Genomic DNA, 24,774 nt, shown 5'->3' on the forward strand with positions numbered 1-24,774 from the left:
TCCCGTTGGACAAGACAGCGGCCGGCATTGACATAACCATTCGTCAATGGCACATTGCTTGATGTAGGTCGCGGTCGCCTGCTCGATCGGTGGAATCGCGAAAGTGCTCGGCGAAACAGCGAGGCGTGGAGTGGCGACAAAACAAGGTCGATGGCCCGAAGTCGACGGTTCGGCGGACGACTTCAAGGACGTTCTGATCATCGGTGCCGGAATATCGGGCATCGGCGCGGCATATCGCCTGCAGCAGATGGCACCGGAGCTGAGCTACGCGATTCTGGAGGGCCGCGAGCGAGCAGGCGGTACGTGGGATTTGTTCAGGTACCCGGGAATTCGCTCGGACAGTGACATCTTCACGTTCTCGTTTCCGCACACGCCGTGGCAGGGGGACACCCTGCTTGCGCATGGCGAGGACATCCGCAACTACATCGTCGATACGGCGTACGCGGCCGGCATCGACGAACACACACGCTTCTCGACCATGGTCACCGCGGCGAACTGGGATTCCTCGACGGATCTGTGGACGGTCGACGCACTGACGAACGGCGTACCCACCACGTACCGCAGTCGATTCGTGTTCCTGTGCACCGGTTACTTCGATTACTCGACCGGGTACACCCCCGACTTTCCCGGACTGGAGAAGTTCACCGGTCGAGTGGTCCATCCGCAGCAATGGCCGGAGGATCTCGACCATTCGGGCAAGAACGTCGTCGTGATCGGCAGTGGCGCAACGGCAATCACGCTGGTGCCGTCACTCGCCGCGGAGGCCGCGTCGGTCACCATGCTGCAGCGTTCACCCACCTACATCGCGTCGCTGCCGATGACGGACCCGTTCACCACGCTCACTCAGCGCATACTGCCCGATACGCTCGCACACAGCGCGCTGCGATGGCGCAATGCGCTGTTGATGGTCGGCTCGTATCAGCTGTGCCGTCGTGCGCCGAAGACGGCGCGCAGGGTGTTCCGAGCAATGACGAAGGCGCAGCTCCCGCGTGGCTACGACGTCGACAAGCACTTCAAGCCGACGTATGCCCCGTGGGACCAGCGGCTGTGTGTCGTGCCGGACGGCGATCTCTTCAAGGCAATTCGCTCCGGCCGAGCAACCGTGGTGACCGACCGAATCGCCGAGATGACCCCAAGCGGTATCCGGTTGGAATCGGGTGACGAGCTCCCGGCCGACATCATCGTGACCGCAACGGGCTTGAAGCTGCAGGCGTTCGGCGGCATCGAGTTGTCCCTGGACGGCGAGCGGCTCGAGGTGCACGACAAGTTCGTCTACAAGGGCCACATGCTCGAGGACGTACCCAACGTCGCGTGGTGCATCGGATACACGAATGCGTCCTGGACGCTCAAGGCGGACATGACGGCCCAGGCTGTGGCAAAACTGTTGCAGTTCATGCGAGCTCAGGGCTTCACCCACGCGATTCCGGATCGGGCAGGCAAGCCGGTGGAGTCTCGTCCGGTCGTCGATCTCGCCTCCGGTTACGTCACGCGGTCCTTGAACGAGCTCCCCAAATCGGGGACCGAGCGCCCGTGGTCGGTGCGCCAGAACTATATTCTCGACAGAATCGATGCGCGGTTCGACGACCTCACGGAATCGATGACGTTCGGGCGGACGGTGCCCGCATGGGCTACCGACTCCGAACCCGCGGTAGACGCTCGAACCGGGTAGACGAGAAAAGATTGGATCCCAATGACTTTCGAGATCGACGGCCCTTCCCTGGCGCACACCATTCGCGGTGAGGGGCCGACCCTGGTGCTGATCCACGGCATCGTGCACCGGCAACATGCCTGGGACAGCGTCATCGAAACATTGGCGCGACATCGGCGAGTGGTGACGGTCGACCTGCCCGGCCACGGTGCGTCACCGGAACTGCCCACCGAAGCGTTCGACCTCGGTCCGTGGATCGTGGCCGAACTCGAGCGTTTTCTCGAGCACGTCGCCGTCGACGGGGAGAAGCCACACGTGGCCGGAAATTCGCTGGGTGGGTACTTCGCACTCGAACTCGCCGCTCGCGGGTCGGTCGCCTCGGCCACCGCGCTGTCACCGGCGGGCTTCTTCCGTGGACACTGGGATCAGACCCGCGCGCTGCTCGTGTTCCGTCTGCTGCGCGCGTTGTCCCGGGTCATCAGTCCCATCGCACCCAGAATCATGCGTTCGGTCGTCGGACGCACGATCGCCGACGGCGTGTTCTACGCCAAACCGTGGCGGGTTCCCGCAGAGACGGCCACCATCGACGCGCTCAGCATCACCACCAACCGGGCGATCGACGCGGCCGGTAATGCTGTGCCGCGCTTCAGCGTTCCGGTCGACAAGACTGTTCCCGTCACTGTCGCCTGGGGACGCCGGGATCTGGTGTTGCCGGTGTATCAGGCACCGTTGGTGCGTCGAACGTTCCCGCAGGCGGAGGTGACGACGTACCCCGGGCTCGGGCATGTGCCGATGTCGGACGATCCGGAACTGGTGGCGTCGATTCTGCTGAAGGGATCACGACACGTCGCCCAGACGGCATGAGCACGTCGGAGAAGGTCGACGGGCGAAGTCACCGCTGGCACGATCACAGGATCACCCGTCGGCGTGAACTACTCGATTGCACGCTCGCGGCGATCCGTCGGCACGGGCACGACATCGGTATGGACGACATCGCCGCGGCGAACGGAGTCTCGAAAACCGTTCTGTACAAACACTTCGCGGACAAGAAGGGGCTGGCCGACGCGGCGATGGCTCGATACGTCGAGACGGCATTGGTACCCGGGATCCAGGACGCGATCTCCGACGACCTCGACGAATACCACCTCACCCGCGCGGTCATCTCGGCTTATGTCACGACGGTCGCCGCCGATCCGGACATCTACATCTACGTTCATTCCAACAACGGCGTCGGCGGCAATCAGGACATCACCACCGCAGCCGAGGAACTGATCGCCGATCTGCTGGGCACCGTCATCGCCGACAGATTCCGAGAGCGTCAGTTCTCGACCGCCGGTACGATGCCCATCGCGTTCGCCATGATCGGTGCGGTTCGATTGGCGTCGCACTGGTGGATCTTCGATCGAAGGATGACGCCCGACGAGCTCATCGACTACCTGAGCATGATGGTGTGGGGCGGAATCTCGGGCATAGCGCGCGCTGGTGGATCCGCTGCAGAGTTCGCCTCAAAGCCGCACTCGTTGATGCCCGAGGGCTGAGCGCTCACCTCCGGCATCAGCGATCGAACACCGCACGTACCGTCGTCGAATCGGGCACGGACTGGCAGGCCAATCGGACGCCGTGCTGCAGTTCGTGTTCGTCGAGCGTCTCGTTGGCGAGCATGGTCACGGTGCCCTCGGTGAGGCTGAACGCGCAACCGCCGCAGGTTCCTGCGCGACACACGTACGGCGGGTCGAGACCCAACTCGAGCAGTCGGTCCAGCAGCTTGGTGTCTGCATTCCAGGTGAACTCGGTGTCGATGCCGTCGATTTCGACCTCAGCGGTGACGAAGCTCGCAGCCGTTTCCGCGGCCGTCGTCGTACTGCCGGCCCGGAATGGATTCGACTCGAAGGACGAGAATACTTCGCGATGTGTTCTGCGCGCCGCCGTGCCGGTGCGGGCGAGCCACTCCTCGGCGACGTTCATGTACTGCGGCGGTCCACAGAGGAAGGCCTCGTACTCTGCCGGAATTTCCGCGCCCATCGACGCCAGCCCGGCGGCGGTCGGCAATCCCGATTCCGAGGTGTACCAGTGGTGGATGTCGAGTCTCTCGGGGAAGCGAGACTGCAGTTCGGTCAATTGTTCTGCGAAGATCACCGAGCCGCGGTTCTGGTTGGCATAGACCAGGGTGATCCGGTTCTCGTGCCGCAGTAGAGCGGTCTTGATGATCGACATCATCGGGGTGATGCCGCTGCCGGCGGCCAGCAGAACGAATGGGGCGTCCCACCGTTCCGGCCCGAACATGCCCGACGGTTTCAGCGCGTCGAGTCGCATACCGCGAACAGCGTTGTCGTGCAACCAGTGTGATGCCACACCGTCCGGGATTCGCTTGACGGTCACGGTGGGTAACGGGTCGCGTACGGGCGAGCTGGAGAAGGAGTAGCAGCGGGCCACCGAGTCGCCGTCGGTGCAGGGAATCTCCAGTGTGAGGAATTGCCCCGGCGCGTAGTGGAAATTCTCGGGGACCTCGAAACCGAGTGAGATCGCGTCTTCGGTCTCGTGGATCACCTCGGCGATAGTCAACTCGACGATCCTGTCTTCTGCGCAGGTCATGGGCTTTTCGAGGTATGCTGCCGCGGCACCTTCGAACGTCGTCACGTGTGCTCGCTCCTTTGCTTCGGCTGTACCGGTCGTCACTGTTGCACACTTCGCCACTAATTAATAGGCCATTGACAAATGGCGAATAGGGGGTGAAGGTGACCAGGTGACTTCGACCACTAGCGACGACTACCTGCCTCGCGGTGCTTTCACTGCCGCGTCTCGGCGAACTCGGCTGGCCGCGTTGATGACTCGGTTGACTCTGCGCCCGATGACGAACCTGCTTCCCACGTCCCGCAGCGGCATCGAGTTCTCCCGACGCCTCGTCGCCACCTCCATGAACCTGTTCGGTCCCGTTCCGAAAGGCACGACAGTGGACCTCGTGGCCGACGGCTCGGTTCGCGGCGAGTGGGTGCGTGCACCCGGCCTGAACCCGGGGCCGCGCGTCATCCTGTACATCCACGGCAGTGCCTACGTCATCTGCTCGGCGCGTACGCATCGTGGTCTGACCGCGCGATTGTCCGCTGCGGCCGGCCTGCCGGTGTTCACTGTCGACTACCGGCTTGCTCCCGAACATCCGTTCCCCGCCGCAGCCGACGACCTCGAAGCCGCCTATCGCTGGCTGCTCGGGCAGGGCTACGACGCAGCGAACATCGTCATCGCCGGGGACTCGGCAGGTGGTCACCTGGCTGCCGACCTGATCATCGAGAACGACCGAACCGGGACACCGCAACCGGGAGCGATGGTGCTGTTCTCGCCGCTGATCGACCTCGACTTCGAGCTCTCGGCGCGGATGGAGCGCACACGCAAGGACCCGATGATCTCGTCGAATGCGGCGCGCCGACTCGTGGCGCTGTACACCGACGGCCAGGACGCGGACCTCCCGCGACTACGACTCGATCTCGCACTCGTGCGCAACTTTCCATCCACCCTGATCCAGGTGGGTGGAGCAGAGATGTTGCGAGGCGACGCTCGGCATCTGCACACCATGATCGAGACGGCAGGCGGACGAAGCGAGCTCGAGATCTGGCCCGATCAGATGCACGTGTTCCAGGCTCTGCCGCGTCTGATTCCCGAGGCCGCCCCCGCGCTGGAGCGTGCCGCGGATTTCATCACCCATGCGCTCGACAACGAACGCCGACAACATTATTCGAAGAAAAAGGTAAGTCGATGAGAAGCAGGACCGGAAAACCCTCGTACGGGTCGAGAGCGGTAGTGACCGGCGCAGGCAGCGGCATCGGCCGGGCGTTCGCGCTCGAACTGGCTCGCCGCGGAGGAGTCGTCATGTGCGCCGATATCTCGCTACCGAGGGCACAGGAGACGGTCGCGATGGTGAACGCTCTCGGGGCCACCGGATACGCCGTCGAGTGCGATGTGTCGATACGTGAGAACGTCGAGGAGTTGGCGTTGCGCGCCGGCATCGAGTTCGACGGACCGACCACGGTGCTCATCAACAACGCAGGCGTCGGTATCGGCGGAAAGCCCGTCGGAGACATCGGTTTCGACGACTGGAACTGGGCGCTGGGCATCAACCTCTGGGGCGTGATCCACGGCTGCGAGGCGTTCACGCCTGCTCTTCGGGCAGCCGGTGAGGGCGGAATCATCAACGTCGCATCCGCCGCAGGCTTTGCCGCCGCGCCGCTGATGGGTCCGTACAACGTCGGCAAGGCCGCGGTGATGAGCTTGTCGGAGACGATGGCGGCGGAACTGTCGGGTACCGGTGTTCGAGTTTCGGTGCTGTGCCCCACCTTCGTCAAGACCAACGTGGCCGTGGACGGCCGGATCACCGCGAGTTCGTCACGGCTGGCCGAGTTCGCGATGCGCTGGACCGGACGATCACCCGACAAGATCGCGGCCCGGACACTCGATGCCTTCGACAAGGGCCGGCTTTACGTCGTGCCCCAGTTCGACGCCAAGGCCGTCTGGCGATTCAAGCGACTGCTGCCCGCTGTATATGTGCGCTTCCTCGGTGTGCTGAACCGTGTGATGCCCGCCGAGCAGGAGCCGGCGCACAACGAATCCCGTACCTCTACCACCACAGGAGCCTGACATGGCAATGGATTTCGAAGACATGCTGACCAAGATCAAGGACCGTCAATGGGCATTGGCGGACATCGATTGGGACGGCCCCGGAGCGGAGACCATCAGCCCGGAACTGCACGCCAAGCTCAAGCCCTTCATGTCCGATCTCATGTGGATCGAGAACGTCGGCGCTCGAGGTTTCGCAGCCATGGCGCTCAAGGCTCCGAACGAGACCCTGGCGGAGATCTATCGCTACTTCCACGCCGAGGAGCAGAAACACGCCAACGCCGAGCTTGCTCTCATGCGTCGATGGGGCATGCTCGACGGCGACGAGATGCCCGAACCCAACATCAACGTCAAGCTCGTCATCGACTGGCTGGACAAGCACTCGGACGGTCTGTCGCTGGCGGTGCTGGGTACCGTCATTCCGATGCTCGAGGTCGCGTTGGACGGCGCCTTGGTCAAGTTCATCATGGACGAGATCGACGACCCGGTGTGTCAGGCCGTGTTCAAGAAGATCAACTCCGACGAATCACGGCATCTGGCAGTCGATTTCGCTGTGATCGAGCTACTCGGTCATTCGCGTATGCGCAAGATCCTGGTCGACACCGTCGGGGCGTGGATGAATCCGGCACTGATCGTCGGAACTTTGCGGTACATTCCGTTGCTGAACAAGATGCGCGACAACATCGTCGAGATGGGCGTCGACGAGGAGCGACTGTATACCGCGATGAAGCGGTTCAAGAGTGTCGGCGAGCGAAGCCCGGAAGCGCTGCGGGTGCCGATGTATCGAATAGTGCAGTGGCACGGCAGTATCGTGATCAATCGCAAGCACCCGTACCACCACCTCGCAGACGGCTTGGTGAAGCTCACCCGCCGGTACCCGAGCAAGACACTCAATTCCGAGCCGACCTGGTCCAAGGAACTGACCTACGAGCCCGTCGCATGAGCGAGTTCGATGTACGCGAAGCAGTACTCGACGCGGTGATCGTCGGTGCCGGCTTTGCTGGAATCGGTACCGCTATTCGACTGCGTAACAGTGGAATCGAGAATTTCGTCATACTCGAACGCGGTAGCGCAGTCGGGGGAACCTGGCGTGACAACACGTATCCGGGCGCAGCCTGCGACATCCCGTCCAGGTTGTATTCCTACAGCTTCGCGCCCAATCCGAACTGGTCGCACACCTACTCCGGTAGCGGTGAGATTCTCGACTACATTCACACGATGGTGAACGAATTCGACATCGAGTCGCGTATTCGATTCGGACACAACGTGGTCGACATAATCTGGAACGAGGCGGCCGGGCATTGGCACCTGAGCATCGACGGGCGCACCGATGTTCGTGCGCGCACAGTGGTGATGGCGTCGGGGCCGCTCGCCAATGCCAGCCTGCCGAACATTCGGGGCATCGACACCTACGAGGGGCACAAGATTCACAGTGCCCGATGGGATCACGACTACGACTTCGCCGGCAAGAAGGTCGCCGTGGTCGGAACCGGGGCGAGCGCGGTGCAGATCGTGCCCGAGCTGGTGAAGATCGCCGACTCGGTCAAGGTGTTCCAACGCACCCCCGGTTGGACATTGCCCAGAATGAATCGAAAGACCCAGGCCGGCACCAAGCGTCGATACGCGCGATACCCGCAGACGCAAACAGTGGCGCGGTCGCTGTGGTTCTGGGGCCACGAGTCCGTCGCACTCGGTGTGGTCTGGAAGACCCCGTTGACGCGGATCGTCGAACTGGTGGGACGCGCACATCTGCGTCGTCAGGTTCGTGATCCGTGGCTGCGGCGGCAACTGACACCTCGCTTCCGGGCCGGGTGCAAGCGACTGCTGATGACCAGCGACTACTACCCTGCGCTGCAGAAACCGAACTGCACGTTGGTGACCTGGCCGATCGCAACGCTCTCTCCCAAGGGCATTCGCACCGTGGAAGGCGTCGAGCATCAGTTCGACGCCATCGTGTTCGCCACCGGATTCGACGTCTCCAACACCGGGACGCCCATCCCGATCACCGGGCGTGACGGCCGCGTGCTGGCCGACGAGTGGAGCGCAGGAGCCAAGGCGTACAAGAGCATTGCCGTATCGGGCTACCCGAACATGTACTTCACCTTCGGCCCGAACTCCGGGCCCGGCCACAGCTCTGCCCTGGTGTACATGGAGGCTCAGATCGACTACATCGTCGGGGCGATCTCCATGGTTGTCGACGGCAACCTGCACAGCGCCGAGGTGCGCCAGGACGTTCAGGATGCGTACAACCAGGAGATGCAGCGAAAGCTGGCCAAGACGACCTGGAATTCGGGGTGCAGCAGTTGGTACCTCACCGAGGACGGCTTCAACGCAACCATGTTCCCCGGGTTCGCCACGCAGTACGTCAACCAGCTCAGAACCGTCGAAAGGGGCGATTTCACCCTGGTTCCGGACCGTGCCGACCTGCCCCGGGAACCCGCACGGGCCGTCGCCCACTCCTGAAAAAGAGAGAACCGAACATGGGATTTCTACCCGAGATCACGTTCGGGTTCGGGTCTGCCCTCCGCCGCGTTGTCGACGTATATCCTGTGGGTCGACGCGCGGCGGAGGTAGGGAGCTCGGTGGAGTATCGAATCGACGACCTGGCCCGAGAGGCCAAGACGACCACTCGCAACGTGCGGGCGTACCAGGAACGCGGACTTCTTCCGCCGCCCACTCTGCGCGGTCGAGTCGGTATCTACGACGACGATCACCTGACGCGATTGAAGGTGATCGACTCATTGCTCCAACGCGGGTTCACCTCGGCGCACATCGCCGATTTCCTCTCGGGCTGGGAGCAGGGCAAGGACCTCGGGGAAATTTTGGGTCTCCAAGAGATCGTGACCCGGAAGTGGTCGTCGGTCGAGACCACGGTCATTCCCCTCGATCTGATCGCTCAATTTCTCGGCGAGGACAACGACCACATCGTTGCGCGCCTGACCGAGGCGAAGCTGATCACCATCGACGGAGACCAGTGCACGATCCTCGACCCGACTCTGCTCGAGGTGTTCGTCGATCTGAGTCAGTACGGCTTCACGCTCGAAGAACTGCTCGACCAGCACGAGCGGACCGCGTCGAAGATGAACGACATCGCCGAATCGATGGTGGGCAGTGTCACCGACCACCTGGCCGCGAAACACGGTCCGGGTTGGCTGCCCAAGTCCGGTGAGATTGCCGAGACGAGCGAGATGTTCGAGAAGATGCGCAGCCTGGCGATGAAGTCGGCGCAGGCAGAACTGGCACGCGCCCTCGATCGCGTCCAGGAACAGGCGCTCGACGACTATCTATCGCAGACACTGGCTCGCCAGAACGAATGAAGCCGGTTTGAGTACTGCGACAAACGGACATACGTAGTTCTCAACAGCCGAACGGCGGCTGACCGCCTAAGGGGGCACCATGAGATTCGTCACGTTGATCGTTCTGGTCTGGCTGATCATCGGCGCATTCGCGTCGTATCAACGCGGAGACTTCGAGAGCGCACCCGAGAACTGCGCCGGCGCGGGCACCATCGCCCTGACCGTCGTTGCGGGACCGCTCAACTACTTCGGCGTCAACCCCGAGGTCACCGATTGCAACGTGAACGTCCCGCAGCCGAGTGAGTGATCCGAGTCTCTGACCGCGCGCTCGCGGGGCACCTTCCCTAACCTGGTGGGGTGCTCCGCGGACGCCTGTTGCTCTTCCTCCCCTTCGCGATCCCGGTTCTACTGGTGTCGCTGGTAGGCATCGGCGGTTACGTCGCGTTCACCAAGGCCCGCGTCGATTCGTTGACGACCGCCGACGCGATAATTGTGCTGGGCGGCGAGCACGACGGCCGCGAGGCGTACGGCATCTCGCTCGCGCAGCAGGGACTGGCCCAGACGGTGGTGCTCTCCGATCCATACGGATCCGCAGACCCCACCATGAAGAAGTACTGCGCGGCATCCACGTCGAACATCGAGGTGCTGTGCATCCCGCCGTCGCCGTCCACCACCCGCGGTGAAGCGATGTTCACTCAGGATCTCGCCCGTGAGCGTGGGTGGAACCACGTCATCGTCGTGACCTGGCGCTACCACCTCCCTCGCGCCCGATACATCTTCGATCAATGCTTCGACGGCACCGTGACGATGCGTCCGACACCACGTGCCTACGACTTCTCGCTCGTCGAGTGGGAATTCACCTACCTGTACCAAATCGCAGGATTCGTCAAAGCCGGAGTGCAGGGACCGTGCACGCAATCGGCGAGCGACTGACCCGGGCTCGTCAGGCGATCTTGTAGTAGAGCGTCACTCCCGACTTCCAGGCCAAGAATCCGAACATCGCGGCAGCGATACCTCCGACGACGTTCGCGACGAAAAACGTTGCCGCGCGCCGGTACCGGTGACGTCCGGTGAGTCGGAGCGCAACCGCTACCACCGACGCCATCGGAACCACAGACGCCAGGAAACCGACGCCCACCACAGACCGGAGAGCCGCCGGGGGATCGATCGCGAACACCAACCCCAGCGCAGCACATGCCGTCAGGTTCAGCGCCGACAACCGACGTCGAGATGCGATGGCATACGAGAACGTGAACTGGAGCAGCGCTGCCGATCCGCCCCCGACGGCCACGAGAAGGATGGGCGTCATCGGCGTGGGCGTGTGATCGCTGCGCCGACGGCCATGGCGATCAGCGCGAGTACGGACGTCGCCACGAGATAGACCACCGAGTTCCAGGCACCGCGGTGCGTCACCGCCTGGAGCGCGAACAAGCTGAACGTCGTGAATCCGCAGGCCAGCCCGAACACTCCGGCGCGGGCCACCGGCGCCGCTCGTCCCCACAAATAGCCCAGAGCGGCCCCGACGACGAGGCAACCGAAGACATTGACACCGAACGTGCTCATCAACAGCCACCTGGGTGTGGAACGCCACGTCCAGATCTCGTACCGCATCGCCGCGCCGACCGCGCCGCCGACCGTGACCGCCGCGTACTCGCCGAACGATCGACGACGGTCCGCCCCCTGCAGTACCTCGATCACCGAAGTGAGCCTAATGCGAGTCGAGCAAGTCGGCCGAGCGAGCAAAGCCGGCGCACCGGTCGGGCTCGATCGGGAGTCGATGTGACATCTGGTGGCCTTTTCGACCGTCGATGTCACATTCGGTGGACTTCGGCGCTGCGGGTCGGCAGATTGGGCCGTAGTAAAGTCGTCGTGTGACTGCGGACGACATTGGTGGCCTCGGGCCCCAGCACTTCGATGTGATCGTGGAATGGCGTGATCAGGATGTGGTTCTGGCCGTATCCGGTGAACTGGATCTGGTGACCGCTCCCGATCTGTCCGAGTCGGTTGCTCTCGTACTCGAGAAGTCGCCGACAGCGATTGTGATCGATCTGAGCAATGTGAAATTCCTTGCGTCCGCCGGTATGTCCCTGTTGGCGTCCACGCATCAGCAGCTCGGCGGCAAGGCCGGGTTTGCGGTGGTCGCGGAGGGTCCGGCCACCGGTCGTCCGCTCAGCTTGGTCGGGCTGGACGAGGTGTTCGGTATCTATGCAACCGTGGACGAAGCATTCGTTGCACTCCATGCGGGTAGATCCTGAAGATTTGGGTAGACGGGACTCATGATGGCGACACTCTCCGGAGGTGACGACTCACGTACCGACAGTTCGATCTCGACGGCAGGCACGCGAATGGAAGAACTGCTGTTCACCGGTGAGCCTGCCGACGCCGATCGAGCGTCGGAGATTCGTCGTGAGCTCGGTGAGTGGTTGGACAGCGTGGGCGTCGATCCGGATCGGGCTTACGACGTGGTGTTGGCGACGTACGAAGCGATCGCGAACAGTGTCGAGCACGCGTACCGAGACCACACCGATCGCGGGACTCTCGACATTCGAGTGCTGTGTGTCGCAGACGGACGGATCGACGTGAAGGTGGTCGATCGCGGGGACTGGGCGTCGCACAACTCCGATCCCAATCGCGGACGGGGCGTGCCACTGATGCGCGCCTTGGCCGACACTGCCGCCGTCACCTCGGATCAGAACGGTACGACGGTCCACATGATCTGGGAGCAAGCACGTAGCGCCTGATCACTGCGGCACACTGGTGGCATGGTCGATGTACAGCTCGCTACCGCGGAGAAGAAGAAGATAACGCTCCCCAATCTTCGGGTGCTGTGGCAATTCGTTCGACCGCACAGGCGGACTCTCCTGCTCGGAATGGGCCTCGGACTCATCGGAACGGGTGCCGCGCTGGCGACTCCGATGGTTGCCAAAGGAGTTCTGGACGGCCTGGGCACCGATTCGTCCCTGATTCCCCCTGTCCTGTTGTTGGTGGGCTTGCTCATCGTGGGTTCCGCGGTGCTGTATCTGCAGTGGATCGTCCTGGGTGTGCTGGCCGAACGTATCGTTCTGGACGCGCGCAAATCGATCGTCCGTAAGTATTTCGGAGCCACCGTCGGCAGTCTCGGCACGCGGCCCACCGGCGAGCTGGTCACCAGGGTCACCTCCGACACCGTTCTCTTGCGTGAGGCCGCGTCGAATGCGTTGGTGGGCATAGTGAACAGTGCGGTGGGTCTGGTGGGCGCACTGATTCTGATGGCGGTTCTGGACCTGGTGCTGCTCGGTGCCATCGCGACGGCCATCATCGCGATCGCGCTGCTCTTCGCGCGATTGATGCCACCGATTGCCGTGGCGCAGCGGCAGTCTCAAGAGGCAGTGGGTCGGTTGGGCGGGATTCTGGACGGCACTCTGCGAGCCATTCGGACCGTGAAGTCGAGTAGGGCCGAGACCCGCGAATCGGAGCGGGTGATCTTCGAGGCACGCACGTCCGCTCGACACAGTGTGCGAGCGGTGAAGATCTCGGCACTGGCATGGACCTTCGCCGGCGGCGGTGTTCAATTGGCCATCATCGGCATACTCGGCCTCGGCGGATACCGAGTGAGCACCGGAGCGCTCGCAGTATCGAGTCTGATCGCGTTTCTGCTGTACGCATTTCAAGTGCTCGGCCCGGTGCAGAGCCTTGCCACCAACATCACTGCGCTGCAGGCCGGGATGGCGGCGGCTGCCCGTATCCGCCAGATCGACGATCTGGTCACCGAGGTGGGCGCGGAGGGCTCGGTGCGCTCGACCACGGCCGACGCTGTTGCGCCTGCGCTCGAATTCAGAAGCGTCACAGCGCGATACGCGCCGGGTCGAGAGCCCGCCGTACACGGGATCGACCTCGAGGTGCCGGCGCGGGGACACACGGCGATCGTCGGGCCGTCCGGTGCGGGCAAGACGAGCGTGTTCTCGTTGATCCTGCGCTTCCTGACGCCCGAGAGCGGTGAGATTCGGCTCGGCGGAACCTCGTACGACCACCTGACCATCGACGAGGTGCGGTCTCGGTTGTCCTACGTGGAACAGGAGACGCCGGTCATTCCGGGTTCGATCCGAGAGAACCTGCTGTTCAGCCACCCCGAGGCCAGCGAGGCCGACATCTGGGCTGCCCTCGGGTCGGTGCATCTGGATTCCGTCGTTCGAGCTCTGGACGACGGATTGGACACCGATCTGATCGGCTCCACCGTCTCCGGTGGTCAGCGTCAACGAATTGCATTGGCGCGGGCCATCGTTCGTCGACCCGAAATTCTTCTGCTCGACGAGGCGACGGCCCAGGTCGACGGCCGTACCGAGGCGGCAATTCACGAGGTGATTCGAGCCATCGCGTCCGAAGCTGCCGTTGTCACCATCGCGCACCGGCTGTCCACCGTGCTCGATGCCGACACGATTCTCGTGATGGAAGACGGAGTGGTCCGTGCACGGGGCACGCACGCGGAACTGATGAACACAGATTCCCTGTACCGAGAACTGGTGGCTGCCTTGCGAATCGGTGACGCCACCGCGTTACCGACACCGAGCTGAGTCTCTAGCGCCCGGGATCGTCTTCCGACGTAGTGGTCTCCTCTTCCGATTCGTCCTCGTCGGATTCGTCGGCGGCCGATTCGTCGTCGGACGTGCTGGTCGTGGGTTCGGCGCTGGTGGTGCGGCGCGAGTTTCGCGTCGTCGTCGTCTCCGAATCACGATCAGCAGTGGTTGTCGTGGGACGCGGGGTGGTGGGTACGGCAACCTGCCATGTGGGGGACGGCGGCACGATGACGATGGTCGAACTCGGCGACGTCGCGGCAGAGCTCAGATTGTCCGATCGCAGTGCGGGCGGCCTCACCGTCGCGCTCGTGTCGTCGAAGGCCCCGCCCAGAGCGCCGATGGTCAAGCCGACGGCGACGGCCACTCCTGCGCTCGCCACTGCTGCCAACGCGATGACCTTGTCGCGCATGCACAGACCCTAACGCCGTGGCCGAACCCGGATGGTCGGCAATGATGCGAGAACGTTACCTCAGCGCGCGAGCGGGCGAGACCTGGACGTTCAGTGCGGTGACAACCTCACCACGGTGGGCAACGCCTCCGCGATCAGTTCCCCGGCCTGCTCGTACTCCGACGGTTCACGGCGGTACGGGTCGCCGATGTCGAGAGTGTCCACCCGATGTACCGCGCGGGCATCGGCGAGAGAGGCAATCGTGCTCGCGCCCGACGCGGCTATGAGACCGGATGCTTCGAGAAGGGTGAACGTACGACGCATCTGCCGCGGTGCGAGGGCCAGAACGGCGTCGCGATGGGCCGCCGTCATCGTCAGCACCAGATCTGCGTCGGCAGCGATCGCCGGCGTGAGGCGTCGGGCCACGAAACCGTCGGGGTCGCCGCCGAGCTGACTCAGCACCATCGCGGCCGTCGGGTCCATGGCGTGACCGGTCAATCCCTGCGTTCCGGCGCTGCTCGCGGTCAGGTCGAACCCGCCCTCGTGGGCGAACGCGGCAGCGAGTCGCTCGGCCGTCGGAGAGCGGCAGATGTTCCCGGTGCAGACGAAAAGAACGCGCATGCGGCAACTGTAGTGGTGCGGTCCACCGATGAGTCGGTGCGCGAACGGGAGGCCACGAAGCGGCCGGTCACGGGATTGTCATCGCGTTCACTGGGGCGTAGCCGAAGGACGCGCTACAGTGTGCCTTTGGTGGGGATCGAGACTTGTTCGTGACATCGAGTCTCGGCGTGTGTTCACGGGGAAATCGACAAAAGGCGGGTAATGACCGAAGTTCTCGGTGTGTCGGTGGGGGCCAGTGCGGTGCGCATGGCCCGGCCCGACGCACGCCCGCAGAATTCGGGTCGTCTGGGCTTTCACCACGACACGGTCGACGCCTACTGGGATCGGGCCGAGGAATTGGCTGCCGAGTCGATCGGTGTCGTTCTCTCTCAGTCGAGCGACGCCGGATCGGTGCAGGCGACCGGAGTCGCATACCGCGATCAACAACAGTTCGGCGAGATCCAGCAGGCCATGGCCAGCCAGCGGCTGTACAACTACCGACTGGTCCCCGAGGCGCGCGCGGCGCTGCAGTACCTCGAGGCGTCGGGCGAGCTGGGGCACTTCGGCACGATCGGGCTGTACGACCTCGGCAGCTCGGGATTGACGATCAGTGTCATAGACCGCGGTACCGGCCAGGTACTGCTCGCCGAGCGCACCATCGACATCAGTGGTGACGACTTCGATCGACTCATCTCGGACAACCAGCTCGCCAAGCAAGGCGTCGATATCGCCGACAATCAGGAACTGAGCCAGTTCACGGCTCGGTGCCGCGTGGCCAAAGAGCAGCTGTCCACCAGTGGCGCAGTGTGCCTACCGGGCGACGGCGGCGTCATTCTCATCTCGCGCGAGGCGTTCGAGTCGCTGGTGACCGTTCCGATCGAGTACTCGGCGCGGTTGGTGCGCGACGTCATCGGGCGCTCACCCAAACACGTCGACGCACTCGTACTCATCGGCGGCGGAGCACGCATTCCGCTGGTGGAGTCGATTCTCGGTGCGTGGATCGGCCTTCCGATCATCACTCCGGCCGATCCCGAATCGGTCGCTGCCCGCGGCGCGGCACTGCTGGCGACGCCGGTGGCCGACGCCCCGCGTCAGCCACCGCCGCCGGGCGTCCGGCAGTCGTCCTCCGGACCCGCGTCGCCTTCCGGGCCTGCATCCCTGTCGGGGCCTGCATCGTTGTCCGGAGCTCCGGATTGGTTGACCCCGGAACCCGCGGCCGACAAGCCGGCCGATTCCACCCGAAAGGTCCGCGGCGCGGTGCTCGTCGCCGGCGGTCTCGTTGCTGTCGCCGCGCTCAGCTTGTCTCTCGGGTACGGCGGCGGTTCGACCCAGCCCACGAGCGCTCCGGCGGAAACGACTGTGCCGATCACGGCGGTGCCCACCACGCCGAGATCGACGGTTCCGCCCACCAGCGCCCCGCCGACCACCACTGTCCCGCCGACGACCGAGGCCGCGCAGGCTCCGGCGCGCACCTACTCCGAGCCCGAATACGTGCCGCCACCTGCCCCAGCGCCCGCGCCGCCGCCGCTGATTCCAGGCCTTCCGCAGATTCAGCTACCGCAGATCCAGTTGCCTCCGCCGCCGGTGTTCCAGCTGCCGCGCTTCTAGCCCGCGTTCGCCAGGCTCAGGGCAGCTGCAACTCGGCGAGAACCGCCAGGTGATCGCTCTCCGGGATCGCCAGCGGTGTGACCGACCGGGCCCGAACGTTCTCACTCGTCACCACGTGATCCAGACGCGCCAGTGGGCGTTCGGAAGGGAACGTGCGAAACAGGCCCGCGCCCGCACCGTCCGCCGCGTCGGAGAACGGGGACGACGCCAACGTGCGGAACTGCCGATGATCATTGGTGGCGTTGAAGTCGCCGGCAACGATCGCGGTGCCCGGGTAGGTCTCCATGATCGACCGCATCCTGGCGAGGTCGGCATCCCATTCGGCCGTGTGCCGGGGCGTCGCGGGCGACATCGCATGGAACGAGACGAGGGTCAGATCCTGCCCGTCGACGGTGGTTCGAGCCTGAACCGGAACGAAGCCGAAATCGCCCAGACGGGTGCCCTCGGTCAGTGGGGTACGGCTCCACAGGCCCGTGCCGTCGGCCACCGGCAGTGCAGCGGTGAACGAGAACGGTAGAAGGTCGTCGATACCCGCCTCCTGCAGATCGGTCTCTTCCTCCGGCGTCAGTTCCTGAACGGCGAGTACATCGACGTCGTTGTCCCGTACCGCGTCGACGATCGCTGCCGCGTCGGCGTCCCCGTGCGCGACGTTGACGGTCAACACCGACAGCTCGGGACCGGCGTTGTCCGGGCCGTCGGCCAGGAACATTGGCACCTGCACTCCGATGACGGCGACGGTGAGGAGCACGGCGATTGCAGATCCGATGCGCGCGCGGGCGGCAGCGAACAAGATCACTGCGGCGAGCGCGGCGACTCCCAGATACGGCGCCCCCACCACCAGCGCGACAAAAGTGATCTCCGTCACTCCTACTTGCCGAACGATCAGCATTCCGAGGGTGATTGCGACGAGGGACCAGCCGAGGACCTGCGCTGCGCTCGATGCAAAACGGCGCATCGCGGTACTACCTCCTATTGCGTGCCCGAGTTGGGCATGGATGTGTCGGGTGTTGTCTACACTCGGCATGTGCCCAGCTCAGAGCCGATATGCAAGTGCCGTCACGAACAAGCTGCGCATCGTCATTACCGGCGCGGAACCGACTGTTCGCTGTGTGACTGCCCACGGTTTCGGGGTCCGATACCGCTTCTGTCGAGATGGTGGCCCAGGAAGTAGTTCGCCGGGCGAAAACAATCCTACCGTCCGATCCTGTGCGAAGAACAAGTCCAGTCGTTAGGATTAGGGGCCTGGATACAGGCAATACGGACAAATGCGGCTCGGGGACCGTCCGACATTAGATCCGGTAGGAGAGGCTTTATGTCGAACGACGCAGTGCTGGACAGGCTCGGAACCGGTTTACGGGTTCTCGAACTCGAACCCATCAGTTACCGGCCGCACCCGATACACAACCACGACCGCATCTGGACCGAAACCAACTGTTACGTCGATCTGTGGATCGAAGTGCTGCATTCGCTCGGTGCGGACCCCACTCCCGCTCTGGCCTTCGTGCTCAGTGCCGGATGCGACGGGCGTCAGTGGGACTTCGTCAAGATCATGCCCGAAGATCTGCGCACCCTCTACGGCATCAGCGTTGGCGAGATGAACGTCTGGCGGCCGGTGCTCGAGCATGTCGTGGAGGGCCTGGACGACGGTATCCATCTCACCGTCGAGGTCGACGGCTTCTGGCTGCCCGATACCGCCGGCACCAGCTACCGAAACCAGCACACCAAAACCACCATCGTGCCGAACCTCGTCAATCGCGAGGAGAAGGTGATGGGGTACTTCCACAACCGCGGCTACTTCGAACTCACCGGAGCCGACTTCGACGGAATATTCAACCTCGCCCCCGAACCGCATGCCGAGGTGCTGCTTCCCTACGTCGAGCAGATCCGGGTGGATTCTGCGGTACTGGACGCCGGATTCGGTGATCGAGACCTCGACGTAGCTCGCGCACACCTGGCCCGGCGGGCACCGGGAAATCCGGTCGATGCACTGGCCCGTCGCATCGTGGCCGACATTCCTCTCGTGCAAGCCGCCGGCCCCGACGCGTTCCACCTGTGGTCGTTCGGATTGCTTCGCCAGTTCGGAGCCACCGCTGAACTCGCGGCGAACTACGTCGAGTACCTCGAGGGCCGTGGCGTGACGGGTGCTTCCGGTGCCGCGTCACACTTCCGCGACGCCGCCTCCGGTGCCAAAGCCGTGCAATTCCGCATGGCACGGGCCGCACGTGGCCGCGATGTGATGCTCGACGAGCCGCTGATGGACATGGCTCAGAACTGGGCGGCAGCGATGGATCTCGTTGCAGGTGCCGTGGGCGCGTGATCGATCTGCTCGACGGCGTTCGGTGGCAGCTGGCCCGAACCGACGCCGGTTCCGTGCTCGACCCGGGTGATCTGCCCGCCGACCTCGACTGGACCGACGCAGAGGTGCCCGGCACGGTGGCATCGGCCATCGGCACGTCCCCTTCTACGGTGAAACCGGACGACCACGACTGGTGGTTCGTCGCAGACGTCGTCGCCCACGACCATCGGCAAGTGCGTTTGACGTTCGGCGGCATCGCCACTCGTGCCCACATCTGGATCGACGGCAATCACCGCCGGACGGTGACGTCGATGTTCGTTCCCGAATCGATCGATCTGACCGAGTGCGGGCCGACGGTCCGCATCGCCCTGCACGTCGAATCGCTGGCCGCTCGGCTGAAGACCCGACGACCGCGAGGGCGATGGCGATCGTCGTTGATCGCCGAGCAGGGACTCCGGCACGAGCGCACGACGATGCTCGGCCGGGCACCCGTGTACGGTCCGTTGCCCATTCCCGTCGGGCCGTGGCGTCCGGTGTCGATGACGCCGATTCCGGTGGTTCGGCGTGGGCAGCTGTCGACCGCCCTCTCGGGAACCGACGGAATCGTGGTTCTGCGGGCCGAACTCGATATTGCGCGCGATGCGCGAATACTGATCGAGGACACCGTCTCTTCGGATCACCCTGTCTCGTCGATTCGGACTGTCTTCGAGCTCGGTACGACGGCACACATCGACCGCGTGCTGACCCTGCCGGACGTCGAACTCTGGTGGCCGCACACGCACGGCCGACCGCGAACGTACCGGGTTTCGCTCGAGGTCGACGGCGTCGTTCATCCCCTGGGGGTCGTGGGGTTTCGCACGGTGGAGCTGGACCGTACGGCGGGCGGCGCGCAATTGGTGGTCAACGGAGAGAACGTGTTCTGCCGTGGTGGAACCTGGACGCCGCTCGACCCGGTGCGCTTGTGGTCCTCGGAAGAGGAGCTTCGTACTGCGCTCCATCAAGTCCGGTCGGCGGGCATGAACATGGTTCGGGTGGTCGGCACCCTGGTGTACGAACAACCCGAATTCTGGTCGCTCTGCGCAGAATTGGGCATCATGGTGTGGCAGGACGTCATGTTCGGCACCGTCGACCCGCCGACCGACGAGGCATACACAGCCTTGGTCGCGCGTGAGCTGGACGCGTTCGCCGACACCTTATCGGGGAATCCTGCCCTGATGGTCGTCAGTGGTGGAAGCGAGACGCAGCAGCAACCGACGATGTTGGGCCTGGCCGCCGAGGATCAGCGAATGACGATGTTGGACAGCGTTGTTCCCGACTTTCTGGCCGATCGCCTGCCTTCGGTGGCCTACGTGACATCGAGCCCGTCCGGTGTGGAGGGCGAACTACACACTCACGTGGGCGACGGCATCGCCCACTATTTCGGTGTCGGCGGATATCTTCGGCCGTTGTCCGATATTCGCACTGCAGGTGTACGTTTCGCGGCCGAGTGCCTGGCCTTTGCCGTTCCTCCGGAACGAGCGTCGGTGGAGAAGTTCTTCGGATCCGCGACGGTGGCCGGCCACCACCCGCAATGGAAGGCTGCGGTTCCGCGCGATCGCGGCTCGTCCTGGGACTTCGAGGACGTTCGAGATCACTACGTGCGCACCATCTTCGGTGTCGACCCGCATCTGGTTCGCCGGGACGACGCCGAGCTGTACCTCGATTACGGCCGCGCCGCGACGGTCGAAGCGTTCACCGAAGCGTTCGGCCACTGGCGTCGGGCGTCCTCCGGGTGCGCCGGAGCCCTGGTTCTCACCTTGAGGGATACGGTCCCCGGTGCCGGCTGGGGCATCGTCGATACCGAGGGTGTGCCGAAAGCACCCTTCTACGCGTTGGCGCGGGCAAGCGTACCGACGGCGCTACTGCTGTCCGACAACGGACTCGACGGCTACTCCGTCGAACTCGTCAACGACGGTCCGGCGTGTGAGGGAACAGTCCGAGTGGTGTTGCACGCCTCGCGGGGCAGTGAGGAATTCGAGCAGTCGGTGATGGTGGGCGCGAACTCCTCGGTGGCTCTGTCGGTGGACTCCATCGTCGGTAGGTTCACCGACGTCAACCATGCCTACCGCTTCGGGCGTCGTACCTACTCCGCCGTCACCGCGTTCTTTCTGGACGGCAGCGGCGTCGAGGTGACGCGAACCACGGTGCTCGTCGGCCCGCAGGTTCGTCAGAACACGGTGGGACTGTCCGCCGAGGTGGCCGAGACGCCCTCCGGCACCTGGGAGTTGACGATGCGATCCGAGTGGGCTGCGCAGTACGTCTGCGTGGACATCGACAATTTCGAGCCCTCGGACTCCTGGTTCCACCTGGCACCGAACGAAGCCCGCACGGTGACTCTCGTCGGTCGCGGCGCAGGCGTACCGCGCGGTCACGTACGCGCGCTGAACTCCGTGGATCGCGCGTCGGTTGCCCCGAAGGCCGCGCAGCAGAGTTCGCGCTCCACGGCTGCAGTCGACCTATAGATTGACACCGTGACGACTGCGAACCGTACCGAACACACGAGCGCCCCGACTGCCGTGGTCGGTGAAGCGGATTCGGAATCGCCCATCACCATTCCGAGCAACGATCCGTTCTATCGCGCCCCGGCCGATCTGGAGGACGTGGAGCCGGGGACCGTGTTGCGCTCCCGCGACGTCGATCTCGCGTTGTTCGGCGTCATCCGGCAGAAGGTGTCGGCCTGGCAGTTGCTGTACCGGACCACCAGCCTCGACGGTGCGGCGCGTGTTGCGGTGACGACGGTGGTCCTACCTATCGGAGACCGTCGGCGAACCGCCCTGCTGTCCTATCAGTGTGCAATCGACGCCGTCTCGGATCGGTGTTTCCCGTCGTACGCCCTCCGCTCGGGTGCACGAGCCGTCGGTTCCGTTCCGCAGTTCGAGTTCATGATCATCCTGTACGCCCTGCGTCAGGGTTGGGTTGTGTCCCTTCCTGATCACGAGGGCATGGACGGGCAGTGGGGAGCGCCCGTCGAACCCGGATACTGCGTGCTCGACGGCGTCCGCGCGGCGCAGTCTTTCGAGCCTCTGGACCTCACTCCTACGACCCCGGTCGCGTTGTGGGGGTACTCCGGCGGCGGCTTGGCGACCTCGTGGGCCGCGGAGGTCGCGGGCGATTACGCACCCGAGCTCGACATCGTCGGTGCAGCGCTCGGCTCTCCCGTCGGCGATCCGGGGTCGGCCTTCTCCCGCCTCAACGGCACGATCTTCACGGCACTGCCGGCGATGGTGGTGGAGGGCCTACGACGCACCTACCCGGTCTTCGACAGTGTCGTGCGCGAACACGTCGCTGCTCGCGGGCTCGAGACCCTGAACTCCCTCCACCGCAAGACGACGGTGTTCGCGGTGATGTCCATGTTGATGCACGACCTCGAGCGACATCTCGACATCCCATTGGCAGACCTACTGGCGACACCCGAGATGGTGCAGATCTTCGAGGACATTCAGCCCGGCAAATCGGCACCCGCTTTCCCCATTCTGGTGGTGCAGGCTGTGCACGATCCGATGATCGACGTGGGCGACGTGGACGGTCAGGTACGGCGATATCGTGCCGCGGGGGCGAATGTCACGTACATCCGTGACCGCCTGAGCGAACACCTGTCGTTGCATCCGATCGCGGCACCCCTGACGCTGGCATGGCTCTCGGATCGGGTCGCAGGTACACCGATCGACGGGTCCTCGACGAGAACCGTGTGGTCGCTGGCGGGATCGCCGGCAGGGTTGCGCGGCCTGCTGGGAATGGCGGTGTCCACCGGACGGGCGTTCGTGGGACTGCGCTGAGCTCGTGGGACTGCGCTGAGCTCTTGGGACTGCTGGGCGTGTCGGCCCAGCAGACTCCTACTACGTCGAGACTCGACTGAGTTTGCCTCGGGCATAACCGATTCCGGCCGCGCCGACGCTTGCCACGACGGCCATCGCGCCCCAGGCGCGGACCGGGTTGCCGCGGGCGGCCGCACTGGTTTCCCGACCGACGGCGCGAGGCAGGATCTTGGCGGTGTACGCACGCTCCGAGGACAACGCGTCCTCGGCCCCGATCAAGCGGGCGATCGCTGCCTTCGAGACGCCCTCGGCGTAGCTGCGCGTGATGAGATAGCGCGGACGAGTGCGGTCGGCGCTGACCGTGTGATCGACGACGATCGAAGGATCGAACACGATCTGTGCATGGGGATGCGTCTGACGCAGTCGGATGCAGAGTTCGGTTTCCTCGCAACCGAGCGGAACTCGGCCGATACGGCCGATGCCGGAGACGAATCCGCCGAGTGCGACGACCGGTTCGCGGCGGAACGACATGTTCGCGCCCATGAGATTGCGGACCTGGGCGGTTTCCGTCGGCTGCCCGCGGTAGGTGCACCCGACGACCCAATCGAGTTCGCCGGGTTCACCCACTACCTCGGCCGGTAAGAAGGCCGGACGTTTGTCCGGCCATACCGGGTATGCAGAGCCCCCAACGGCGTACACGGCATCGTCCGAGTAATGGGACAGGATGGCTCCGAGCCATTCTGTGGTGCGCGGCGACGCGTCGTCGTCCAAGAAGACGACGACGTCACCGGTCGCGAGATCCAACGAGGTATTACGCGCTCCGGACAAGCCGCGCGGGTGGTTGTTCTCCACCACGTTCACGGAGTCGTGCAGCGGCAAGAACTCCTCGCGCGCCCGCTCGGCCAGCTGTGCGTTGTGATCGATGACGACGATCAGCTCGTCGGCCGGCACGACCTGATCGAGAACGGCGCGCACGGCGGTCCGAAGTTCGGACCAACGAGCCAGGGTGTAAGCGCAGATGACGACCGAGGAAGTCGGCAGACTCACGCCGTCCGCTCGCGGAGCTCGAGGACCTCGTTGTACGACTCCAGGGCCTCGAACTCGAGGTCCATATCGGTACGAGCGTCGACGGACTCGCGCAACGGCCGAACGATGGACTTGCGCTTGATCCTGCGTGCTCGCATGCGCTCGGTCATCAGGGTGCGCAGCACTCGGAAGCCGTCGGAGAAGGTACGCAGGTTGCTCTGACCGTAGATACGGGCCAGCTCGACGCTCGGCACCTCTTCGATACGGACGGAGGCCTCGGCGAAGCGGCAATTGATGATGGTCTCGATCTCGAAGCCGTCGCCCCAGAGCATCATGCCCTCGGCACCCGGCTGATCGACGACGGGCAGATCCAGAACGGGCACCAGATCGCGCCAGAAGGCGTTGTAGCCGTAGCAAAGATCGGAGAAGCGAGTTCCGAACAACGTGTTGGCGACGAGGTGCAGGCCACCGTTTCCGGCACGGCGGAGCGGGGTGATGTCGTGGCTGCCGCCGCCCTCGCAGAACCGGCTGCCCTTGGCGAAGTCGGCACCGGCGATCAGGGCATCGACGAACCGCGGAATTTCGGCGGCGTCGGCCGAACCGTCGGCGTCGAACATGACGATGATGTCGCCGGTGGCTGCTTCGAAGCCGCAGGCAAGCGCATTGCCCTTGCCCTTACGCGTCTGCTTGATGATGCGGATGTCGCCGCGGATCTCGCGGGCTGCGTCTATGGTGCCGTCCACCGAACCACCGTCGACGAGTACGAGTTCGTAGTCGTGAGAGAGCAGGGGGAGGACATGGCGAAGGTTCGCGGCCTCGTTGAGCGTCGGGATGACGACACTGACGCGGGGATTCTGACGATTCAACATATCCATTCCACATGGGTCGAGTGCGATGGGCAGATGTCTCCGAACTCCGTGAATCGACCCCCGCCGCATCCACAGACAGTGTTCTCGCCGC

General features: G+C 64.2%; 25 protein-coding genes. 17 read left to right on the forward strand and 8 right to left on the reverse strand.

The window, feature by feature from the left end:
• Positions 1-130: 130 nt before the first annotated feature.
• Genes ACIGGF_RS03595 through ACIGGF_RS03605 form a run of 3 tightly spaced genes read left to right on the forward strand, consistent with a single transcriptional unit; the run spans position 131 to position 3,186 of the window.
• Positions 131-1,669 carry a flavin-containing monooxygenase gene (locus ACIGGF_RS03595; protein WP_397520069.1) on the forward strand — a complete coding sequence of 513 codons (1,539 nt, stop codon included), beginning with the start codon at positions 131-133 and terminating at the stop codon, positions 1,667-1,669.
• Between the two features lie 21 nt (positions 1,670-1,690).
• Entirely contained in the window at positions 1,691-2,512 is an 822-nt protein-coding gene (locus tag ACIGGF_RS03600) for an alpha/beta fold hydrolase (RefSeq protein WP_397520070.1), read from the forward strand.
• Positions 2,509-3,186: a TetR/AcrR family transcriptional regulator gene (locus ACIGGF_RS03605; RefSeq protein WP_397520071.1), complete on the forward strand. Its 678-nt coding sequence runs from the start codon at positions 2,509-2,511 to the stop codon at positions 3,184-3,186. Before ACIGGF_RS03600 ends, ACIGGF_RS03605 begins: the two co-directional genes overlap by 4 nt.
• Positions 3,187-3,202: 16 nt before the next feature.
• Here ACIGGF_RS03605 and ACIGGF_RS03610 read toward each other — a convergent pair whose 3' ends face one another.
• A complete protein-coding gene (locus ACIGGF_RS03610; protein ID WP_397520072.1) occupies positions 3,203-4,285 on the reverse strand; it encodes a 2Fe-2S iron-sulfur cluster-binding protein in 1,083 nt (360 codons plus the stop codon).
• A gap of 106 nt (positions 4,286-4,391) precedes the next feature.
• Between ACIGGF_RS03610 and ACIGGF_RS03615 the strand changes: the two genes are divergently transcribed.
• The 7 genes from ACIGGF_RS03615 (at position 4,392) to ACIGGF_RS03645 (ending at position 10,482) form a co-directional block, all read left to right on the forward strand.
• Positions 4,392-5,399 carry an alpha/beta hydrolase gene (locus ACIGGF_RS03615; protein WP_397520073.1) on the forward strand — a complete coding sequence of 336 codons (1,008 nt, stop codon included), beginning with the start codon at positions 4,392-4,394 and terminating at the stop codon, positions 5,397-5,399.
• On the forward strand, positions 5,396-6,274 hold the full coding sequence (locus ACIGGF_RS03620) for an SDR family NAD(P)-dependent oxidoreductase (protein ID WP_397520074.1): 879 nt from the start codon (positions 5,396-5,398) through the stop codon (positions 6,272-6,274). The genes ACIGGF_RS03615 and ACIGGF_RS03620 overlap by 4 nt, the downstream gene beginning before the upstream one ends.
• Position 6,275: 1 nt before the next feature.
• Positions 6,276-7,196, forward strand: a complete 921-nt coding sequence (locus tag ACIGGF_RS03625) for a ferritin-like domain-containing protein (RefSeq protein ID WP_397520075.1) — start codon at positions 6,276-6,278, stop codon at positions 7,194-7,196.
• A complete protein-coding gene (locus ACIGGF_RS03630) occupies positions 7,193-8,716 on the forward strand; it encodes a flavin-containing monooxygenase (protein WP_397520076.1) in 1,524 nt (507 codons plus the stop codon). The genes ACIGGF_RS03625 and ACIGGF_RS03630 overlap by 4 nt, the downstream gene beginning before the upstream one ends.
• A gap of 17 nt (positions 8,717-8,733) precedes the next feature.
• Positions 8,734-9,570, forward strand: a complete 837-nt coding sequence (locus ACIGGF_RS03635) for a MerR family transcriptional regulator (RefSeq protein ID WP_397520077.1) — start codon at positions 8,734-8,736, stop codon at positions 9,568-9,570.
• A 79-nt stretch (positions 9,571-9,649) separates the two neighbouring features.
• Positions 9,650-9,856 (forward strand): hypothetical protein, encoded by a 207-nt coding sequence (locus ACIGGF_RS03640; RefSeq protein ID WP_037194008.1) that lies wholly within the window; start codon positions 9,650-9,652, stop codon positions 9,854-9,856.
• A gap of 50 nt (positions 9,857-9,906) precedes the next feature.
• Complete coding sequence (locus ACIGGF_RS03645) at positions 9,907-10,482, forward strand: YdcF family protein (RefSeq protein WP_397520078.1); 576 nt, start codon at positions 9,907-9,909, stop codon at positions 10,480-10,482.
• A gap of 10 nt (positions 10,483-10,492) precedes the next feature.
• Here ACIGGF_RS03645 and ACIGGF_RS03650 read toward each other — a convergent pair whose 3' ends face one another.
• Together ACIGGF_RS03650 and ACIGGF_RS03655 are read right to left on the reverse strand one after the other, a co-directional pair.
• A complete protein-coding gene (locus ACIGGF_RS03650) occupies positions 10,493-10,858 on the reverse strand; it encodes a hypothetical protein (RefSeq protein ID WP_397520079.1) in 366 nt (121 codons plus the stop codon).
• Positions 10,855-11,247 carry a fluoride efflux transporter FluC gene (locus ACIGGF_RS03655; protein ID WP_397520080.1) on the reverse strand — a complete coding sequence of 131 codons (393 nt, stop codon included), beginning with the start codon at positions 11,245-11,247 and terminating at the stop codon, positions 10,855-10,857. Before ACIGGF_RS03655 ends, ACIGGF_RS03650 begins: the two co-directional genes overlap by 4 nt.
• Before the next feature lie 221 nt (positions 11,248-11,468).
• Between ACIGGF_RS03655 and ACIGGF_RS03660 the strand changes: the two genes are divergently transcribed.
• From ACIGGF_RS03660 to ACIGGF_RS03670, 3 genes are read left to right on the forward strand one after another with little or no spacing between them, the layout of a single operon-like run.
• Positions 11,469-11,804, forward strand: a complete 336-nt coding sequence (locus ACIGGF_RS03660) for an STAS domain-containing protein (RefSeq protein WP_397520157.1) — start codon at positions 11,469-11,471, stop codon at positions 11,802-11,804.
• Positions 11,805-11,825: 21 nt separating this feature from the next.
• A complete protein-coding gene (locus ACIGGF_RS03665) occupies positions 11,826-12,290 on the forward strand; it encodes an ATP-binding protein (RefSeq protein WP_397520081.1) in 465 nt (154 codons plus the stop codon).
• Positions 12,291-12,311: 21 nt separating this feature from the next.
• The gene (locus tag ACIGGF_RS03670) at positions 12,312-14,099 is read left to right on the forward strand and encodes an ABC transporter ATP-binding protein (RefSeq protein ID WP_397520082.1); all 1,788 of its coding nucleotides are present in this window, start codon (positions 12,312-12,314) and stop codon (positions 14,097-14,099) included.
• A gap of 4 nt (positions 14,100-14,103) precedes the next feature.
• Here ACIGGF_RS03670 and ACIGGF_RS03675 read toward each other — a convergent pair whose 3' ends face one another.
• Positions 14,104-14,511 carry a hypothetical protein gene (locus ACIGGF_RS03675; RefSeq protein ID WP_397520083.1) on the reverse strand — a complete coding sequence of 136 codons (408 nt, stop codon included), beginning with the start codon at positions 14,509-14,511 and terminating at the stop codon, positions 14,104-14,106.
• A 90-nt stretch (positions 14,512-14,601) separates the two neighbouring features.
• Entirely contained in the window at positions 14,602-15,111 is a 510-nt protein-coding gene (locus ACIGGF_RS03680; protein WP_397520084.1) for a low molecular weight phosphatase family protein, read from the reverse strand.
• 201 nt (positions 15,112-15,312) lie between these two features.
• Between ACIGGF_RS03680 and ACIGGF_RS03685 the strand changes: the two genes are divergently transcribed.
• Complete coding sequence (locus tag ACIGGF_RS03685; RefSeq protein ID WP_397520085.1) at positions 15,313-16,698, forward strand: Hsp70 family protein; 1,386 nt, start codon at positions 15,313-15,315, stop codon at positions 16,696-16,698.
• Between the two features lie 16 nt (positions 16,699-16,714).
• On the opposite strand, the gene ACIGGF_RS03690 is transcribed toward ACIGGF_RS03685, so the two are convergent.
• A complete protein-coding gene (locus ACIGGF_RS03690; RefSeq protein ID WP_397520086.1) occupies positions 16,715-17,653 on the reverse strand; it encodes an endonuclease/exonuclease/phosphatase family protein in 939 nt (312 codons plus the stop codon).
• 357 nt (positions 17,654-18,010) lie between these two features.
• On the opposite strand from ACIGGF_RS03690, the gene ACIGGF_RS03695 reads away from it, so the two are divergent.
• The 3 genes from ACIGGF_RS03695 to ACIGGF_RS03705 are packed head-to-tail and all read left to right on the forward strand — an operon-like array spanning position 18,011 to position 22,809.
• Complete coding sequence (locus ACIGGF_RS03695) at positions 18,011-19,015, forward strand: DUF1839 family protein (protein ID WP_397520087.1); 1,005 nt, start codon at positions 18,011-18,013, stop codon at positions 19,013-19,015.
• Complete coding sequence (locus ACIGGF_RS03700) at positions 19,012-21,495, forward strand: glycosyl hydrolase 2 galactose-binding domain-containing protein (RefSeq protein WP_397520088.1); 2,484 nt, start codon at positions 19,012-19,014, stop codon at positions 21,493-21,495. The genes ACIGGF_RS03695 and ACIGGF_RS03700 overlap by 4 nt, the downstream gene beginning before the upstream one ends.
• The gene (locus tag ACIGGF_RS03705) at positions 21,496-22,809 is read left to right on the forward strand and encodes a lipase family protein (protein ID WP_397520158.1); all 1,314 of its coding nucleotides are present in this window, start codon (positions 21,496-21,498) and stop codon (positions 22,807-22,809) included.
• 60 nt (positions 22,810-22,869) lie between these two features.
• On the opposite strand, the gene ACIGGF_RS03710 is transcribed toward ACIGGF_RS03705, so the two are convergent.
• A complete protein-coding gene (locus ACIGGF_RS03710; protein WP_397520089.1) occupies positions 22,870-23,835 on the reverse strand; it encodes a glycosyltransferase family 2 protein in 966 nt (321 codons plus the stop codon).
• Positions 23,832-24,689: a glycosyltransferase family 2 protein gene (locus tag ACIGGF_RS03715; protein ID WP_397520090.1), complete on the reverse strand. Its 858-nt coding sequence runs from the start codon at positions 24,687-24,689 to the stop codon at positions 23,832-23,834. Before ACIGGF_RS03715 ends, ACIGGF_RS03710 begins: the two co-directional genes overlap by 4 nt.
• Positions 24,690-24,774 lie beyond the last annotated feature (85 nt).

The sequence above is a fragment of the Rhodococcus sp. NPDC078407 genome (assembly GCF_044542515.1).
Lineage (GTDB): Bacteria > Actinomycetota > Actinomycetes > Mycobacteriales > Mycobacteriaceae > Rhodococcoides.

Bases quoted from the DNA above. Each gene is read 5' to 3' on its own strand.
- ACIGGF_RS03600 (WP_397520070.1), top strand. From the start codon at position 1,691: ATGACTTTCGAGATCGACGGCCCTTCCCTGGCGCACACCATTCGCGGT.
- ACIGGF_RS03605 (WP_397520071.1), top strand. From the start codon at position 2,509: ATGAGCACGTCGGAGAAGGTCGACGGGCGAAGTCACCGCTGGCACGAT.
- ACIGGF_RS03620 (WP_397520074.1), top strand. From the start codon at position 5,396: ATGAGAAGCAGGACCGGAAAACCCTCGTACGGGTCGAGAGCGGTAGTG.
- ACIGGF_RS03625 (WP_397520075.1), top strand. From the start codon at position 6,276: ATGGCAATGGATTTCGAAGACATGCTGACCAAGATCAAGGACCGTCAA.
- ACIGGF_RS03630 (WP_397520076.1), top strand. From the start codon at position 7,193: ATGAGCGAGTTCGATGTACGCGAAGCAGTACTCGACGCGGTGATCGTC.
- ACIGGF_RS03635 (WP_397520077.1), top strand. From the start codon at position 8,734: ATGGGATTTCTACCCGAGATCACGTTCGGGTTCGGGTCTGCCCTCCGC.
- ACIGGF_RS03640 (WP_037194008.1), top strand. From the start codon at position 9,650: ATGAGATTCGTCACGTTGATCGTTCTGGTCTGGCTGATCATCGGCGCA.
- ACIGGF_RS03650 (WP_397520079.1), bottom strand. From the start codon at position 10,858: ATGACGCCCATCCTTCTCGTGGCCGTCGGGGGCGGATCGGCAGCGCTG.
- ACIGGF_RS03665 (WP_397520081.1), top strand. From the start codon at position 11,826: ATGATGGCGACACTCTCCGGAGGTGACGACTCACGTACCGACAGTTCG.
- ACIGGF_RS03670 (WP_397520082.1), top strand. From the start codon at position 12,312: ATGGTCGATGTACAGCTCGCTACCGCGGAGAAGAAGAAGATAACGCTC.
- ACIGGF_RS03675 (WP_397520083.1), bottom strand. From the start codon at position 14,511: ATGCGCGACAAGGTCATCGCGTTGGCAGCAGTGGCGAGCGCAGGAGTG.
- ACIGGF_RS03680 (WP_397520084.1), bottom strand. From the start codon at position 15,111: ATGCGCGTTCTTTTCGTCTGCACCGGGAACATCTGCCGCTCTCCGACG.
- ACIGGF_RS03685 (WP_397520085.1), top strand. From the start codon at position 15,313: ATGACCGAAGTTCTCGGTGTGTCGGTGGGGGCCAGTGCGGTGCGCATG.
- ACIGGF_RS03690 (WP_397520086.1), bottom strand. From the start codon at position 17,653: ATGCGCCGTTTTGCATCGAGCGCAGCGCAGGTCCTCGGCTGGTCCCTC.
- ACIGGF_RS03695 (WP_397520087.1), top strand. From the start codon at position 18,011: ATGTCGAACGACGCAGTGCTGGACAGGCTCGGAACCGGTTTACGGGTT.
- ACIGGF_RS03715 (WP_397520090.1), bottom strand. From the start codon at position 24,689: ATGGATATGTTGAATCGTCAGAATCCCCGCGTCAGTGTCGTCATCCCG.